The organism is Streptomyces sp. NPDC057617 (assembly GCF_042800555.1).
In the GTDB taxonomy this organism is placed as follows: domain Bacteria; phylum Actinomycetota; class Actinomycetes; order Streptomycetales; family Streptomycetaceae; genus Streptomyces.
Genome location: NZ_JBHVGV010000007.1, coordinates 156,010 through 171,154 on the forward strand (window position 1 = coordinate 156,010; position 15,145 = coordinate 171,154).

Here is a 15,145-nt window from a genome sequence, read left to right on the forward strand (position 1 = left end):
TTTTTCATGGATTTCGCGGATAGGGGGTGACAGAACGGGCACGCCCAAGTCATGACAAAGTTGGGCATTCCAGACGTGACGCGAGCCTGTCTGTTCGATCTGGACGGAGTGCTGACCAAGACCGCGGTGGTGCACGCCGCCGCTTGGAAGGAAGCCTTCGACGACTTCCTGCGGCACCGGGAGGGCCCCGGCTTCCGGCCCTTCGACTCGGTGGCCGACTACGACGCGTACGTCGACGGGCGCCCGCGCGCCGACGGAGTACGCACCTTCTTGGCCTCGCGCGGCATCAGGCTTCCCGAGGGAGCCGACGACGACCCACCCGGACTGGACACCGTGCACGGCCTCGGCAACCGCAAGAACGCCCTGCTGCTGGAGAAGATCCATACACAGGGTGCCCAGGCATACGCGGGATCCGTCCGTTATGTCGAGGCGGTACGCGCGGCCGGGCTCAGCACCGCTGTTGTCTCCTCCAGCGCCAACTGCCGCGACATCCTCGTCTCGGTCGGCATGGACAAGCAGTTCGACGTGCGGATCGACGGCGTGGTCGCGGCTGAGCGCAAGCTGCCCGGCAAGCCGCACCCCGACACCTTCCTCGAAGCCGCGCACGACCTCGGCGTCGAGCCCGGGGCGGCGGCCGTTTTCGAGGACGCCCTGGCAGGTATGGACGCCGGCCGGTCCGGCCACTTCGGATGCGTTGTCGGCGTCGACCGGGTCGGTCAGGCGGACGCCCTGCGTGAGCACGGTGCGGACATTGTCGTGAAGGATCTCGCGCAGTTGCTGGAGGACGTGACGTGATCACCCATTCCGCCTTTGTGGCCGAGCCCTGGCGGGTGCGCGAGAGCGGGCTGTACTGGGACGTCCTGGCGCAGAGCGAATCGGTCTTCGCCCTGTCCAACGGACACGTCGGCTGGCGGGGCAACCTCGATGAGGGCGAGCCGCACGGACTGCTGGGCAGCTACCTCAACGGCGTGCACGAGAAGCATCCGAGCCCCCACGCGGAAGCCGGATACGGCGATCCGGAGTCCGGCCAGACGGTCATCAACGTCACCGACGGCAAGCTCATCCGCCTCCTGGTCGACGACGAGCAGTTCGACCTGCGTTACGGGCACCTTCGTTCCCACGAACGGGTGCTCGATCTGCGCAGCGGACTGTTGCACCGCGTGTGCGAGTGGACCTCGCCGGCCGGCAGGACCGTCCGCGTGCGCTCCACCCGCCTGGTCTCCTTCGCCCAGCGGGCCATCGCCGCGATCGCCTACGAGGTGGAACCGGTGGACGACGAGGTGCGACTCGTCATCCAGTCCGAACTCGTCGCCAATGAGCCGATGGCCCAGCCCAGCGCCGATCCGCGGGTCGCCACCGCCCTGGAGTCACCGCTACGGCCCGAGGAACACGTGGCCGCGGGCATGCGGCTGCGCCTGGTGCACCGCACTGCCGAGAGCAACCTGCGGATCGCGGCCGCCGCCGACCACATCGTGCGGGGCCCGGCGTCCACCCGGGCCTCCAGCGAGAGCGCGGACGATGTCGCCCGGGTCACCGTCGTCACCGAACTCAAGCCCGGCGAGACGCTCCGTCTGGAGAAGCTGGTCTCCTACGGCTGGTCCGGGCTGCGTTCGCTGCCGGCCCTCCGGGATCAAGTGGAGGCCGCGCTCAGCGGCGCGCGGAGCACCGGCTGGCAGGGCCTGGCCGACCAGCAGCGAGCGTTCCTGGACGACTTCTGGGGACACGCGGATGTCGAGGTCGACGGCGACGCGGAGATCCAGCAGGCCATCCGCTTCGCGCTCTTCCACGTACTGCAGGCCGCTGCCCGGGCAGAGCAGCGGGCGATCCCGGCCAAGGGCCTGACCGGCTCCGGATACGACGGGCACTCCTTCTGGGACACGGAGGCCTTCGTCCTGCCCCTGCTCACCTTCACCTATCCGCGCTGCGTCGCCGAGGCGCTGCGCTGGCGCCAGGACACCCTGCCCGCGGCCCGCACCCGCGCCCGCCAACTGGACCTGGAGGGCGCGGCCTTCCCGTGGCGCACCATCGACGGGGCGGAATGCTCCGGCTACTGGCCGGCCGGCGCCGCGGCCTTCCACATCAACGCCGACATCGCCAATGCCGTCGTGCGCTATGTCTCAGCCACCGGCGATGTGGACTTCGAGCGCGAGACCGGCGTGGAACTGCTGGTGGAGTCGGCCCGGTTGTGGCACTCGCTGGGCTACCACGACACCCACGGCAGCTTCCACATCGACGGCGTCACCGGACCGGACGAATACAGTGCGCTCGCGGACGACAACGTCTACACCAATCTCATGGCCCAGACGAATCTGCGGGGCGCCGCGGACGCGTCCGAGCGCCATCCGGAGCAGGCCACGGCGCTCGGCGTCGACGAGAAGGAGATCGCCGCCTGGCGGGATGCCGCCAAGGCGATGGCCGTGCCCTGCAACAGCGCGCTGGGCATCCACGAGCAGTCAGCCGGCTTCACCGGCCACCAGGTCTGGGATTTCGCCGGCACCCGGCCCGACCAGTACCCGCTGATGCTGCACTTCCACTACCTCGAGCTGTACCGGAAGCAAGTGATCAAACAAGCGGACGTCGTGCTGGCGATGTATCTGCGCGGTGACGCCTTCGAAGAGGGCCAGAAGGCTCGGAATTTCGCCTACTACGAGCCGCTCACCGTCCGCGACTCCTCCCTGTCGGCGTGTACCCAGGCCGTCATGGCCGCCGAGGTCGGCCACTTGCGCCTGGCCTACGACTACCTGGGCGAAGCCGCGCTGATGGACCTGGACGATCTGGAGAAGAACACCCGCGACGGACTGCACACCGCCTCCCTGGCCGGCACCTGGATCGCGCTGGTAGCGGGATTCGGGGGCATGCGCTGCCACGGGGAAACTCTGCACTTCGCCCCCAGGCTGCCCGAGAAGCTCAGCCGGCTCGCCTTCTCGATGCACGCACGGCAGCGGTGTCTGCGCGTCGAGATCACCAACTCCCATGCCTGCTACACCCTGGTGGCCGGGGAACCGATCGAGATCAGGCACTTCGGGGAGCACGTGACCGTTTCCCGCGGCATCCCGCAGACCCGGCCCACCAAGCCGCCGACCGTCCTGCCGGAACCCTCCCAACCGTCAGGACGCCGCCCCGAGCGCCCCAACTGAGAAGTTGAGGGCAGGTCCCGGCGAGCCTAGGCTGACAACAGTGGGTACGTTGAACGGCCCGTACGTGGCCAGGCAGAGAGTGCCTGCAATGGCGGTCCTCCCGAACCGGTGACCTGCCTCATCGCGCGACCGGGCTCCGCTCCGGCCTCTTCGGCCGGGCCCGCCGACGTAGTGCACTCACGGAGACATCCACCGAGAGCACGGATGTGGCGAAGCGATGGTCGACCTCGACACACTGTCAGTGAACACGATTCGTGGATTGTGCATGGACGCGATCCAAAAGGCCGGTTCCGGGCACCCCGGAACGCCCATGGGCATGGCACCGGTCGCCTACACACTGTGGCAGAAGTTTCTGCGCTTCGACCCGGCCGACCCGATCTGGCCGAACCGCGACCGCTTCGTGCTCTCCGAAGGCCACGCCTCCGCCCTGCTCTGGTCGCTGCTGCACCTGACCGGCGTCCGCGCGGTCGATCCCGACTACGAGGTGCTGGGCCGCCCGGCGGTCACACTCGATGACCTGAAGTCGTTCCGGCAACTCGACTCGCACTGCCCCGGCCACCCCGAGTACCGGTGGACGAGCGGCGTCGAGGCAACCACCGGCCCGCTCGGGCAGGGTGTCGCCACCTCCGTCGGCATGGCCATCGCCGGCCAGTGGCTGGCGGCGCGGTTCAACCGTGAGGACTTCACACTCTTCGACTTCGACGTGTACGCCCTCGCCGGGGACGGCTGCATGATGGAGGGCATCTCCTCCGAGGCCGCCTCACTGGCCGGGCATCTGAAGCTGTCCAACCTGTGCTGGATCTACGACTCCAACCGGGTCACCATCGAGGGCCACACCGACATCACCTTCACCGAGGACGTCGCCGCCCGCTTCCTCGCTTACGGCTGGAACGTGACCACCGTCGCCGACGCCAACGACCTCGACCAGGTCGGCCGCGCCTTCCACACCTTCCGAGCCGAGACCGCGCGTCCCACTCTGGTCCTGGTCCACAGCCACATCGGCTATGGCTCGCCGGTCGAGGATTCACCGAAAGCGCACGGGACGCCGCTCGGGCCCGAAGGGGTCAAAGCGGCCAAGCGCTTCCTCGGCATACCGCCGGACGCCGATTTCCACATCCCCGACGGCCTGCCCGACTGGTTCGCCCGGGGAATCGGGGCACGTGGCGACGGGTTGCGCACCGACTGGGAGAAGACGTTCGAGGCGTATCGCGGCTCCTACCCCGGTCTCGCTGACGAACTGGAGCGAATCCATCGCCGGGAGCTGCCGGAGGGCTGGGAGAACGTACTTCCCGCCTTCCCCGCCGACCCGAAGGGGATGGCGAGCCGCGACTCATCGGGCCAGGTGCTGGACGCCATCGCCCAGGCGGTGCCATGGGTCCTCGGCGGATCCGCCGATCTGACACCGTCGACCAGGACCCGACTCGCCTTCGACGGCGCCGGCGACTTCCAGCCCGGCGACCGGTCCGGGCGCAACCTTCACCTCGGCGTCCGGGAGCACGCGTCGGCAGCCGTCGCGAACGGTATGGCACTGACGAAACTACGGCCGTACTGGTCGGGCTTCCTGATCTTCTCCGACTACGCCAAGGGGGCCATTCGCCTCTCCGCGCTGATGGAGATCCCGACCGTACACATCTTCACCCACGACTCCATCGGGGTCGGCGAGGACGGACCCACCCACCAGCCTGTCGAGCAGCTTGCCGGGCTCCGCTCGACGCCCGGGCTGCTCGTCTTCCGCCCTGCCGACGCCAACGAGGTGGTGGAGATGTGGCGGGTGGTCGCCAGCCTCCGCCACGAGCCCGCGGCGCTGGTCCTCTCCCGCCAGGCCCTTCCCACCTTCGACCGCAGCCGCCTCGGCGGGGCGGGCGGCGTCGCGCGGGGAGCCTATGTGCTGGCGGAAGCACCCTCGGGCGAGCCGGAGGTGATTCTGCTCGCCACCGGCTCCGAGGTGTCACTCGCCATGGCCGCGTACGAAGAACTCACCGCCGACGGCATCGCGTGCCGGGTGGTGAGCATGCCGTGCTGGGAACTGTTCGACCGGCAACCGCGGGACTACCGGGACGAGGTGCTGCCACCCGCGGTGACGGCCAGGGTCGCGGTCGAAGAGGCCTCCACACTCGGCTGGGACCGCTACGTCGGCGACCGCGGAGCCGTCGTCGGCATGCACACCTTCGGCGCCTCCGCGCCCCTCAAACAGCTCCTCAACAGGTTCGGCTTCACCCCTGAACGGGTCTCGCAGGTGGCACGCGAATTGGTGGCACACGGTAAGGAGACAACATCGTGAAGGCGACTCAGATGCTGCACGAGCTCGGGCAGAGTCTGTGGCTGGACAACATCACCCGCGACATGCTCGACTCCGGTCAGCTCCAGCACTACATCGACAACTACGCGGTGACCGGCCTGACATCGAACCCCTCGATCTTCGACAAGGCCATTTCCTCCGGCTCGTACGACGACGCCATCCGCGCCAAGTCCGCGGCGGGACGGCCGGATGAGGAGCTCTTCTTCGAGCTGGCCATCGAGGACCTCCAGCGTGCCGCGGATCAGTTTCTGCCCGTCCACGAGAGAACGGACGGCGTGGACGGCTGGGTCTCCCTGGAGGTGTCACCTCTTCTGGCGTACGACACGGCGCGGACCATCGAAGCGGCGAGGGAACTTCACGCACGAGCGGGCAGGAGCAACCTGTTCATCAAGATCCCCGGCACCGCCGAAGGTCTCCCGGCGATCAGCGACAGCATTGCCTCGGGCGTTCCGGTGAACATCACCTTGCTGTTCTCGGCCGACCACTACCGGGCCGCCGCCGACGCGTATCTGACGGGGGTCGAACGGAGGGTGGAGCAAGGACTCGATCCTGATGTGGGGTCGGTGGCGTCGGTGTTCATGTCCCGCTGGGACGCGGCTGTCAGCGGAAAGGCACCGGACGAGTTGCGTGACCGGCTCGGTCTCGCCGTCGGCCAGGACATCTACCGGGCCTACCGTACATTGCTGGACTCGGACCGTGCGCAACGCCTGGGGAACGCGGGCGCTCGTATGCAACGGTTGCTGTGGGCCAGCACCCGCACCAAGGACCCCGCCGCGTCGGACACGCTCTACATCCACGGACTCGCCGCACCGTTCACGGTCAACACGATGCCCGACGAGACGCTCAAGGCCTTTTACGATCACGGCGAAGTGGGCGAGCCCATGCCGGCCGACGGCGACGGCTGCGACGCGGTACTGGCACGGTTCGCCGACGCGGGCGTGGACGTCAAGGCTCTCGCCGCGAAACTTCAAAGCGATGGCGCGGCATCCTTCGTGACCTCCTGGAACGACCTCCTCGCGCGTATCTCCGCGCAACGGGAGGCCCTTGTCTGACCACCCCCGGCGGAAGCGGGGGCCGCCAGTCACCGCGCCCTGAAACGCCAGGGCCCGTCCCGACAGGAGAACAGCCATGGCAACCGATACGCCCATGCAGCTCGGCATGATCGGGCTCGGCCGGATGGGATCCAACCTCGTCCGCAGGCTCATGCGCGACGGCCATCACTGTGTGGTCTACGACCGCAGCGAGGGCGCAGTGAAGGAACTGGAAGGCGAGGGCGCTGTCGGCGCCGGCTCGCTCAAGGACTTCGTGGCGAAACTGGAGCGGCCCCGAGCCGCCTGGCTCATGCTGCCCGCCGCCGTTGTGCAGCCGGTCCTCGACCAGCTCGTCGAACTCCTCGATCCGGACGACACGGTCATCGACGGCGGCAACTCGTACTACCGGGACGACATGACCCGGGCCAAGCAGCTCGCTCCGCGCCGGATCCACTACCTCGACTGTGGAACCTCAGGCGGTATCTGGGGGCTGGAACGTGGCTACTGCCTCATGATCGGCGGCGAGCCGGAGCCCGTCGCCCGGCTCGACCCGATTTTCCGGACCATCGCCCCCGGTACCGGCTCCGCGGCCCCCACACCGAGCCGGACACGGACCAACGGAACCGCACCCGACGGCTATCTGCACTGCGGCCCGAGCGGCGCCGGACACTTCGTGAAGATGGTCCACAACGGGATCGAGTACGGGATGATGGCCTCGATCGCCGAAGGACTCAGCATCATCAAGAACGCCGACGCGGGGCGCCGCAAGCTCAGCACCGACGCCGAGACCACCCCGCTGCGCGAGCCTGAGGCCTACCAGTACGAGATCGATGTCGGCGAAGTCGCCGAGGTATGGCGCCGCGGCTCGGTCGTGGGGTCCTGGCTTGTCGATCTGACCGCGGACGCCTTCGCCCGGTCACCGCACCTGGAGGAGTTCACCGGACACGTGTCCGACTCCGGCGAGGGCAGGTGGACGGTACTCGCGGCCGTCGACGAAGGCGTACCGGCCGCCGTGATCACCACCGCACTCACCGAGCGATTCGAGTCCCGGGGCCTCGGCGAGTTCGCCGACAGGGCCCTGTCCGCCATGCGCAGCGAGTTCGGCGGCCACGCCGAGAAGAGGAGCCGGTCATGAAACGCCCGGACGACCACGTGATCGTACTCTTCGGCGCCACCGGCGACCTCGCCAAGCGCAAACTGCTGCCCGGACTGTTCCACCTCGCCCAGGCAGGGCTCCTTCCGAACGGCTACCGCATCGTGGGCTCGTCGACGTCCCGGTCCGCGCTCAGCGACGACGCGTTCCGTAAGCACACGCACGACGCGGTCGCTGCCTTCGGGCTGTCCGATCCGTCCGGCCCGGCATGGGAGTCCTTCGAGGCCTCGCTGTCCTTCGGCGCCGCGGATCCGGACAACGCCGAGCCGCTACTCGCGGCGGTGCGGGCAGCCGAGGACTCCCTCGGCGGACAGCCACGCAGGCTGTTCCACCTGGCCATTCCGCCCCCGGCGTTCAGGTCCGTCATCGAAATGCTCGGCGGAACCGGCCTCGCCCCGAACTCCAAAGTGATCGTCGAGAAGCCCTTCGGCACTGATCTCGCGTCGGCGCGAGCACTCAACGAAACCATCCACGCGGTCTTCGACGAGTCCCAGGTGTTCCGCATCGACCACTTCCTCGGCAAGGAGTCGGTGGAGAACATCCTCGCCCTCCGCTTTGCCAACGGCCTGTTCGAGCCGATCTGGAACCGCAACCACATCAGCCATGTTCAGATCGACGTGCCGGAATCGATCGGAATCGAGGGCCGCGCCGGCTTCTACGAAGGCACCGGCGCTTTCCGGGACATGATCGTGACACACCTGATCCAGGTGCTCGGGATCGTGGCCATGGAACCACCCGTCACACTCGACGCCGAACCGCTGCGGGATGAGAAGACCAAGGTCTTCGAGGCACTGCGCCCCATCGAACCCACTCATGTCGTACGCGGCCAGTACGAGGGCTACCGCGACGAGCCCGGTGTCGCCCCGGATTCGCAGAACGAGACGTTCGCGGCACTGCGCCTGGAGGTGGACAACTGGCGGTGGGCCGGAGTGCCCTTCCATCTCCGTTCCGGCAAGAACCTCGCACAGCGCCGGGAGGTCATCACCCTGGGCCTCCGTGAGCCGCCCTTGAGGATGTTCCGGACCGAACTTCCCAGGCAGGTAAGGGATCAGGGGAACAAGATCGTGATCGACTTCGGGGACCCCGGATGGATCGCGGCCGACTTCCTCGCGAAGGAGCCCGGCCCCGACATGCTCCTCGGGCCGGCAAGTATGGCGTTCCACTACGAGCACGCCTTCTGCCAGGCACACGGGCTGGAGGGCTACGAACGACTGATCCTGGACGCCATGCTGGGAGACCAGTCGCTGTTCACCGGGTCCGACGGCATCGAGCGCATCTGGGAGGTTTCCGCCCCTCTTCTGGAGTCTCCTCCGCCACCGCAGCCGTACGCACCCGGCTCCTGGGGCCCGGAACCGGCCATCACCGAACTGATCGCCCCCTACCGCTGGTATCTGCCGGATGATCGCAAACCCTGAAGGAAAGGGGGCCCGTCAGGCGCGGCTGCGGTCAGGGGGTCGTGGTGGAGACGACGAATACCCGGGGGAAGCCCGGTTCCGTGAGGTCGACGACCACGTCCTGGCTGGGGCGCGGTGCCTTCTGGCGGTGGCTGGTGCCTGCCCAGTCGTGGCCCGGCAGGTCGAAGTTCCAGCCGACGGTACGCAGATCGCGCGGACCGATGGTGATGTCGCCGTCCTTGAGCGCGGACCGGTCGGTGCCCATGCCGGTGAGGAAGGTGTCGAGCTGGGTGGAGGTGACGTCGAACTGTACGTACAGCCTGCTGGTCTTCCAGTTGCTCGTCTCGTAGTAGCGCACCCGGGTGGCGCTGCTGGGGATCGGCACCTCGAAGATCCGGCGCTTCATCCTGGAGGGCCGGACGTGCTGGAGTCCGGTGGCGGAGGACTCGGCCTCCTTGTCCCGGCCGCTCTCCCGGCTCTGTCCGGCGGAGATCACCAGATAGCCGGCCGGGATGCCGATGAGCAGCACGATCACGATGGCGGTCAGCCAGCGGCGGCGGTTGCGGTGGCGCCGGTCCTCCGGCGGTTTTCCGGCCTCGTCCGTGGCCGGCAGCGGTCGGGACAGCGTCATGACGGCGGTTCCTGGCTCGTACGGGAAGTGCGGATGGCCTGGGCGTAGCGCTCGTACCGCTCATGGCGTTCGACACGGCGGCGCTTGGCGCGGCGGAAGCGTCTGGCGACCAGCCGGGAGAGGTCGGCGGCGCCGACCATGCCGGCCTCGGGGCCGAGCTGCGCCTTGGTGATCCTGGCCTCGGGCCGGTAGCCGCGGCCGGTGAGATGGCGGCGGAAGGCGTCGCGGGCGGGGCCGATCAGCAGATCGTCGGCGGCGCTGACCCCGCCGCCGATGACGAAGCAGGACGGGTCGAGGGCGGCGGCCAGATTGGCGATGCCGACGCCGAGCCACTGGCCGATGTCCTGGAACAGTTCGACGCACATGGCGTCGCCCTCGCGGGCGAGTTCGGTGATCAGCGGTCCTGTGATGTCATGGACGCTGCCCTTGACGCGGTCGATGATGTTGTACGCGACCGGCGAGTCGGCGGCGGCCAGCTCCCTGGCCTCCCGTACGAGCGCGTTGCCCGAGCTGTACTGCTCCCAGCAGCCGCGGTTGCCGCAGGGGCAGCGGTGCCCGCCCGGCACGACCTGCATATGGCCGAACTCGCCGGCGACCCCGTACTTGCCGCGCTTGACCCGGCCGTCCTCCAGGATGGCGCCGCCGATCCCGGTGCCGAGCGTGATCATGACGAGATGGTCCTCGCCGCGTCCGGCGCCGAAGCGCCACTCCGCCCAGGCGGCGGTGTTGGCGTCGTTGTCGACCATAACGGGGACGGCGAGCCGGGCGGAGAGCGCGTCCCTGAGGGGTTCGTCGCGCCAGGCGAGATGCGGTGCGAACAGCACCTTGGAGCGGTCGGCGTCGACCCAGCCGGCCGCGCCGATGCCGACGGCGTGCACATCGTGGCGGTCGGAAAGATCGAGGACCAGCTCGACGATGGTGTCCTCGACGACCCGGGGGCTCTTGGACTTGTCCGGGGTCTCGGTGCGGAGCTTCTCCAGGATGTTGCCGTCGGGGTCGACGACCCCGGCCATCACCTTCGTACCGCCGATGTCGATGCCGACGGTCGGGACCCGGGGCGCGGTGAGCAGGGAGCGGCGCTCGCGGGTGCCGGCGGTCCGCAGGACGGTGGCGCGGGCGGTGCCGCGGTGGGACGTGAGGTCGCGGTAGGTGCTCATCGGCCGGACTCCCTCGTGCGGGTCGGCTCAGGCGGCACGGCCTGTGGGGGCCGCGGTTGGGGTGCTCGCACGGGTCGTGTCGTCCCTGGGATGAGGGGCCGGCCGGCCCGGGTGGGCAGCGGCGGCGAACGGTGTCCGCCCTGGCAGATTGTGCCATCCGGGGCGGTCGGGGCCGGGTCAAGGTCCCTGCGGGCCGGTCCGGGGCGTCGCGGGTGTCCTGTGGTCGTGTGACGGGCGTCGCGGGCCGGGCGGGACTTTTACGGAGTTACGGACCTACGGGCTTACGGACCTACGGACGTGGACGCTGACGCGTCCCGGGCGGGCTCAAGCGGTGTCGGCGGAGGCGCGCTCCAGTTCATGGCTCAGCTCCTCCAGCTCGGAGCCGCCCGCCATCTGGCGGGTCAGCTCGTCCAGAGTGATCGAGTCCCTGGTGTGGCTGCCCGACATGGTGCCGCGCTTGAGCAGCACGAACCGGTCCCCGACCAGAAAGGCGTGGTGCGGGTTGTGTGTGATGAGCACGACCCCGAGTCCCGCGTCTCGTGCGGCGGCCACATATTTGAGCACCACACCCGACTGCTTCACCCCGAGCGCCGCGGTCGGCTCGTCCAGGACCAGGACCTTCGCGCCGAAGTGGACGGCGCGGGCGATGGCCACACACTGGCGCTCGCCGCCGGACAGGGTGCCGATCGGCTGGTCGACATCGCGCAGGTCGATGCCCATCCGCAGTAGCGCGGTACGGGTCGTCTCCCGCATGAGCCCGACATCGAGCCGCTTGAGGGGCCCGCGCCCCCTGGTCGGCTCCGAGCCCAGGAAGAAGTTCCGCCAGACCGGCATCAGCGGCACCACGGCGAGGTCCTGGTAGACCGTGGCGATGCCCCGGTCCAGGGCTTCGCGCGGCGAGGTCAGTACGGTCTTCTCGCCCTCGATCAGGAAGTCGCCCGCGTCATGCTGGTGCAGCCCGGCGATGATCTTGATCAGGGTGGACTTGCCCGCGCCGTTGTCGCCCAGTACGCAACTGATCCCGCCCGCGCGCACCTCCAGCGAGACGCCTTCCAGGGCGCGGACATTGCCGTAGTACTTGCTGACCCTGTCCAGCTCGACCAGCGCGCCGTCCACCGCCCCGCCGCCGCCGGCCGCCCCGCCGTGGGCCGCCCTGTCCTCCGCCGCCGTGCCGTCCGCCGTCATCGTGTCGCCTCCGCACGCTTGCGCACCCACGCGTTGAGCAGCGTGGCCAGTAGGAGCATCGCTCCGAGGAAGAACTTGAACCAGTCCGGGTTCCACTCCGCGTAGACGATGCCCTTGCTGGTCATGCCGAAGATGAACGCGCCGACCGCGGAGCCGATCGCCGAACCGTATCCGCCGGTGATCAGACAGCCGCCGATGACCGCCGCGATGATGTAGATCAGCTCGTTGCCGACGCCCTCGCCGGACTGGACGACATCGAACGAGAACAGCAGATGCTGTCCGGCCACCCAGGCGCAGAAGGCCACGCCCATGTACAGCCCGATCTTGGTCCTGGTGACCGGTACGCCGACCGCGCGGGCGGCCTCCGCGTTACCGCCCACCGCGAAGATCCAGTTGCCGAAGCGGGTCCGCAGCAGGATCCAGGTGGCGAGCGCCACCAGCGCGGCCCACCACAGGATGGTGACCTTCAGCTCGACATCGCCGAGGGTGAGCTGCGAGGCGAAGAGCTTCCTGGCGGAGGGGAAGCCCTCCATGTCGGCGATGGTCTTGGTGGAGACCGTGCCGCTGATCAGTTTCGTCAGGCCGAGATTGAGGCCGGTGAGCATCAGGAAGGTGCCCAGCGTGATGATGAAGCTGGGCAGTTTCGTACGGGTCAGCATCACGCCGTTGAAGGCGCCGAGGGCCAGCGTGACCAGCAGGGACACCCCGACGCCCACCCAGACGTTCGCGGTCATCTGGTAGCTGAACATCGAGGAGATCAGCGCGGAGCTGGTCACCATCACACCGGCGGAGAGGTCGAACTCGCCGCCGATCATCAGCAGCGCCACCGGGACCGCCATGATCCCGATCGTGGAGGCCGCGTACAGGACGGTGCCGAAGCTGGAGGCCCGGAGGAAGGAGTCGGCGACGACCGAGAAGAAGAGGAAGACGGCGAGGGCGCCGACGACCGCGCCGAGTTCGGGGCGGCCGAGGAGCGCGCGCAGCGGCGAGACACGGAGCAGCCGCTCGTCCCCGCCCTGCCCATGGGACTTGTCGTTCAGCGGAGGCACCGGGGGCGCGGTCGCCGTCATCGGGTCCCCCGCTCGGTGTACGCGGCCAGTGCCCCGGCGTCCTTCTTGGTGATGATCTGCGGTCCGGTGAGGACCGGGCGCCCGCCGCCGAGCACATCGGCGTTGTAGCGGTAGAGCCAGAGCAGGTCCACGGCCTCGTACCCCTGGAGGTACGGCTGCTGGTCGACGGCGAAGCCCAGCGTCCCGGCCGTGAGTCCGGCGGCGACCTTGGCGTTCAGGTCGAAGGTGTCGATCTCCGCGTCGCTGCCCGCGCCCTGCTTGGCCTTGACGGCGGCGTCCGCGAAGGGCGCGCCGAGGGTGACGACGGCGTCGATGCTCTTGTCGCTCTGCAGCTTGGCCTCGATGGACGCCTGCACGTCCGGCATGTTCGTACCGTCGACGTACAGGTTCTCAAGCTGTCCGCCGAAGTTCTTCTTGGCTCCCGCGCACCGCTGTTCAAGGCCGACGTTGCCCTGTTCGTGGATGACGCAGAGCGCCTTCTTCCTGCCGCGTGCGCCGAGTTCGTCGCCGACGGCCTCGCCGGCTATCGACTCGTCCTGGCCGATATGGGTCAGCGCGCCGAACGCCTTCGACTGATCGGCCCCGGAGTTCACGGTGATCACCGGGATACCGGCCTTGACGGCCTTGGTGACGACATCCTTCATCGCGTCGGGCTTGGCGAGCGAGACGATCAGCCCGTCGACCTTCTTGTCGATGTACGACTGGACGAGCTGGGCCTGCTGCTGGCCCTCGTCGCTGTGCGCGTAGAGGAAGTCGATGTTGTCCTTGACGGCGGCCTGCTTGGCGCCGTTCTGGACGATGTCCCAGAAGGTGTCCCCGTCACCGGAGTGGGTGACCATGGCCACCGTCCACTTCGGTGTGTTCACCGCGGCCCGCCCCTGGGCGGTCGCCGCCTGCCGGGCCCGCTCCTCCTCGGCGCGCTTGCCGCCCGTGCTGCTGCATCCGGCGAGGGCCGAGACCCCGAGCACCGCCGCCAGTGCCGCGCTCAGCGCGCGTACCCGTACCCCTGTCCGAACCGTTGCCACGACGCCGCGCCCTTCTTGCTGAACTCGTCGGTACGGCCGGGGCCCCTGCGGATCCGGCCCGGCCGCCCAAGTATCGGCCATGCGTGTTCGCCGGGTGGTCACCGGGTGGCCCACCGGATGTTCCCGAGTTCTAGCCGCGCTCGTGTACAGGCGTCAATAGTTTGTCCGTACATTCTTACGAAGAAGACATGTGTCAAGCCCCGCGGACGTAACACGGAAGTGCTACGGACGTACGAGGAGCTGGAACTCGAAGGCGTACCGCGACGCCCGGTAGATGTGCGAGCCGAACTCCACGGCCCGCCCGGTGTCGTCGAAGGTGATCCGTTCCATGGTGAGCAGCGGGGCGCCGCCCGCCTCCGCCAGCAGCCCGCCCTCCTCGGCGGTCGCGGCCCGCGCCCCGATCGACTGCCGTGCGCTGTGCAGGGTGATCCCGGCGGAGCGCATCATCCGGTACAGACCCGTGGCCTCCAGGCGCTCGGTGTCGCACTCGATGAGACCGGCCGGAAGGTGATTGCGCAGATACGCCATCGGCTCGTCGTGCGCGTACCGGAGCCGCTCGATGAGCTGTACGTCCGTGCCCTCGGCGACCCCCAGCGCGGCGGCGACCTCGGCGGCGGCCGGTTCGAGGATATTGCGCAGGACCCGGGTGGCCGGGCGCTGGCCCGCCGCCTCCAGGTCGTCGTACAGGCTGCTCAGCTCCAGCGGGCGCTTGACCTGGCTGTGCACGACCTGGGTGCCCACGCCCCTGCGCCGCACCAGCAGCCCCTTGTCGACCAGGGACTGGATGGCCTGGCGGACGGTGGGGCGGGACAGCCCGAGCCGCCCGGCCAGTTCGATCTCGTTGCCGAGCAGACTGCCGGGGGCCAGCCTGCCCCGCTCGATCGCCGCCTCCAACTGCTGCGAGAGCTGGAAGTACAGCGGGACGGGGCTGGTGCGGTCGACGCTGAGCTGGAGGGGCAGATCACGCGCATCCGGTTCGGGCGTCACCTGCCCGGGCCTCTCCTGGCTGGGCGTCTCCTGTCCTGCTTGGGCTGGTCTCGGCTGATGGGGCACGGACCGAGCG

Annotated in this window: 12 protein-coding genes; 6 read left to right on the plus strand and 6 right to left on the minus strand. The window is 68.9% G+C overall.

Features of this window, described 5'->3' with window-relative positions; translation table 11 throughout:
* The first annotated feature begins 51 nt into the window (after positions 1–51).
* From ACFU9P_RS19170 to zwf, 6 genes are all read left to right on the plus strand, one after another.
* Positions 52–795, plus strand: coding sequence for a beta-phosphoglucomutase family hydrolase (locus ACFU9P_RS19170; protein WP_384082178.1), 744 nt, complete (start codon positions 52–54; stop codon positions 793–795).
* The gene (locus tag ACFU9P_RS19175) at positions 792–3,137 is read left to right on the plus strand and encodes a glycoside hydrolase family 65 protein (protein ID WP_384082180.1); all 2,346 of its coding nucleotides are present in this window, start codon (positions 792–794) and stop codon (positions 3,135–3,137) included. Before ACFU9P_RS19170 ends, ACFU9P_RS19175 begins: the two co-directional genes overlap by 4 nt.
* Before the next feature lie 217 nt (positions 3,138–3,354).
* Positions 3,355–5,418 carry a transketolase gene (gene tkt / locus ACFU9P_RS19180; protein WP_384082183.1) on the plus strand — a complete coding sequence of 688 codons (2,064 nt, stop codon included), beginning with the start codon at positions 3,355–3,357 and terminating at the stop codon, positions 5,416–5,418.
* Complete coding sequence (tal, locus tag ACFU9P_RS19185) at positions 5,415–6,488, plus strand: transaldolase (RefSeq protein WP_376380789.1); 1,074 nt, start codon at positions 5,415–5,417, stop codon at positions 6,486–6,488. The genes tkt and tal overlap by 4 nt, the downstream gene beginning before the upstream one ends.
* Before the next feature lie 76 nt (positions 6,489–6,564).
* Positions 6,565–7,602, plus strand: coding sequence for a phosphogluconate dehydrogenase (NAD(+)-dependent, decarboxylating) (gnd, locus tag ACFU9P_RS19190; protein WP_384082186.1), 1,038 nt, complete (start codon positions 6,565–6,567; stop codon positions 7,600–7,602).
* Positions 7,599–9,035: a glucose-6-phosphate dehydrogenase gene (zwf, locus tag ACFU9P_RS19195; RefSeq protein WP_384082189.1), complete on the plus strand. Its 1,437-nt coding sequence runs from the start codon at positions 7,599–7,601 to the stop codon at positions 9,033–9,035. The genes gnd and zwf overlap by 4 nt, the downstream gene beginning before the upstream one ends.
* A gap of 31 nt (positions 9,036–9,066) precedes the next feature.
* Here zwf and ACFU9P_RS19200 read toward each other — a convergent pair whose 3' ends face one another.
* The 6 genes from ACFU9P_RS19200 to ACFU9P_RS19225 all read right to left on the minus strand — a co-directional run bounded on the left by ACFU9P_RS19200 (position 9,067) and on the right by ACFU9P_RS19225 (position 15,069).
* Complete coding sequence (locus ACFU9P_RS19200; RefSeq protein ID WP_376380781.1) at positions 9,067–9,645, minus strand: hypothetical protein; 579 nt, start codon at positions 9,643–9,645, stop codon at positions 9,067–9,069.
* Positions 9,642–10,802 (minus strand): ROK family glucokinase, encoded by a 1,161-nt coding sequence (locus ACFU9P_RS19205; protein WP_376380778.1) that lies wholly within the window; start codon positions 10,800–10,802, stop codon positions 9,642–9,644. The genes ACFU9P_RS19200 and ACFU9P_RS19205 overlap by 4 nt, the downstream gene beginning before the upstream one ends.
* 324 nt (positions 10,803–11,126) lie before the next feature.
* Positions 11,127–11,987, minus strand: coding sequence for an ATP-binding cassette domain-containing protein (locus ACFU9P_RS19210; RefSeq protein ID WP_384082193.1), 861 nt, complete (start codon positions 11,985–11,987; stop codon positions 11,127–11,129).
* A complete protein-coding gene (locus tag ACFU9P_RS19215; RefSeq protein WP_384082196.1) occupies positions 11,984–13,057 on the minus strand; it encodes an ABC transporter permease in 1,074 nt (357 codons plus the stop codon). The genes ACFU9P_RS19210 and ACFU9P_RS19215 overlap by 4 nt, the downstream gene beginning before the upstream one ends.
* Positions 13,054–14,082, minus strand: a complete 1,029-nt coding sequence (locus ACFU9P_RS19220; protein WP_376380769.1) for a sugar ABC transporter substrate-binding protein — start codon at positions 14,080–14,082, stop codon at positions 13,054–13,056. Before ACFU9P_RS19220 ends, ACFU9P_RS19215 begins: the two co-directional genes overlap by 4 nt.
* A gap of 222 nt (positions 14,083–14,304) precedes the next feature.
* Complete coding sequence (locus ACFU9P_RS19225; protein ID WP_376380766.1) at positions 14,305–15,069, minus strand: GntR family transcriptional regulator; 765 nt, start codon at positions 15,067–15,069, stop codon at positions 14,305–14,307.
* Positions 15,070–15,145: the final 76 nt, after the last annotated feature.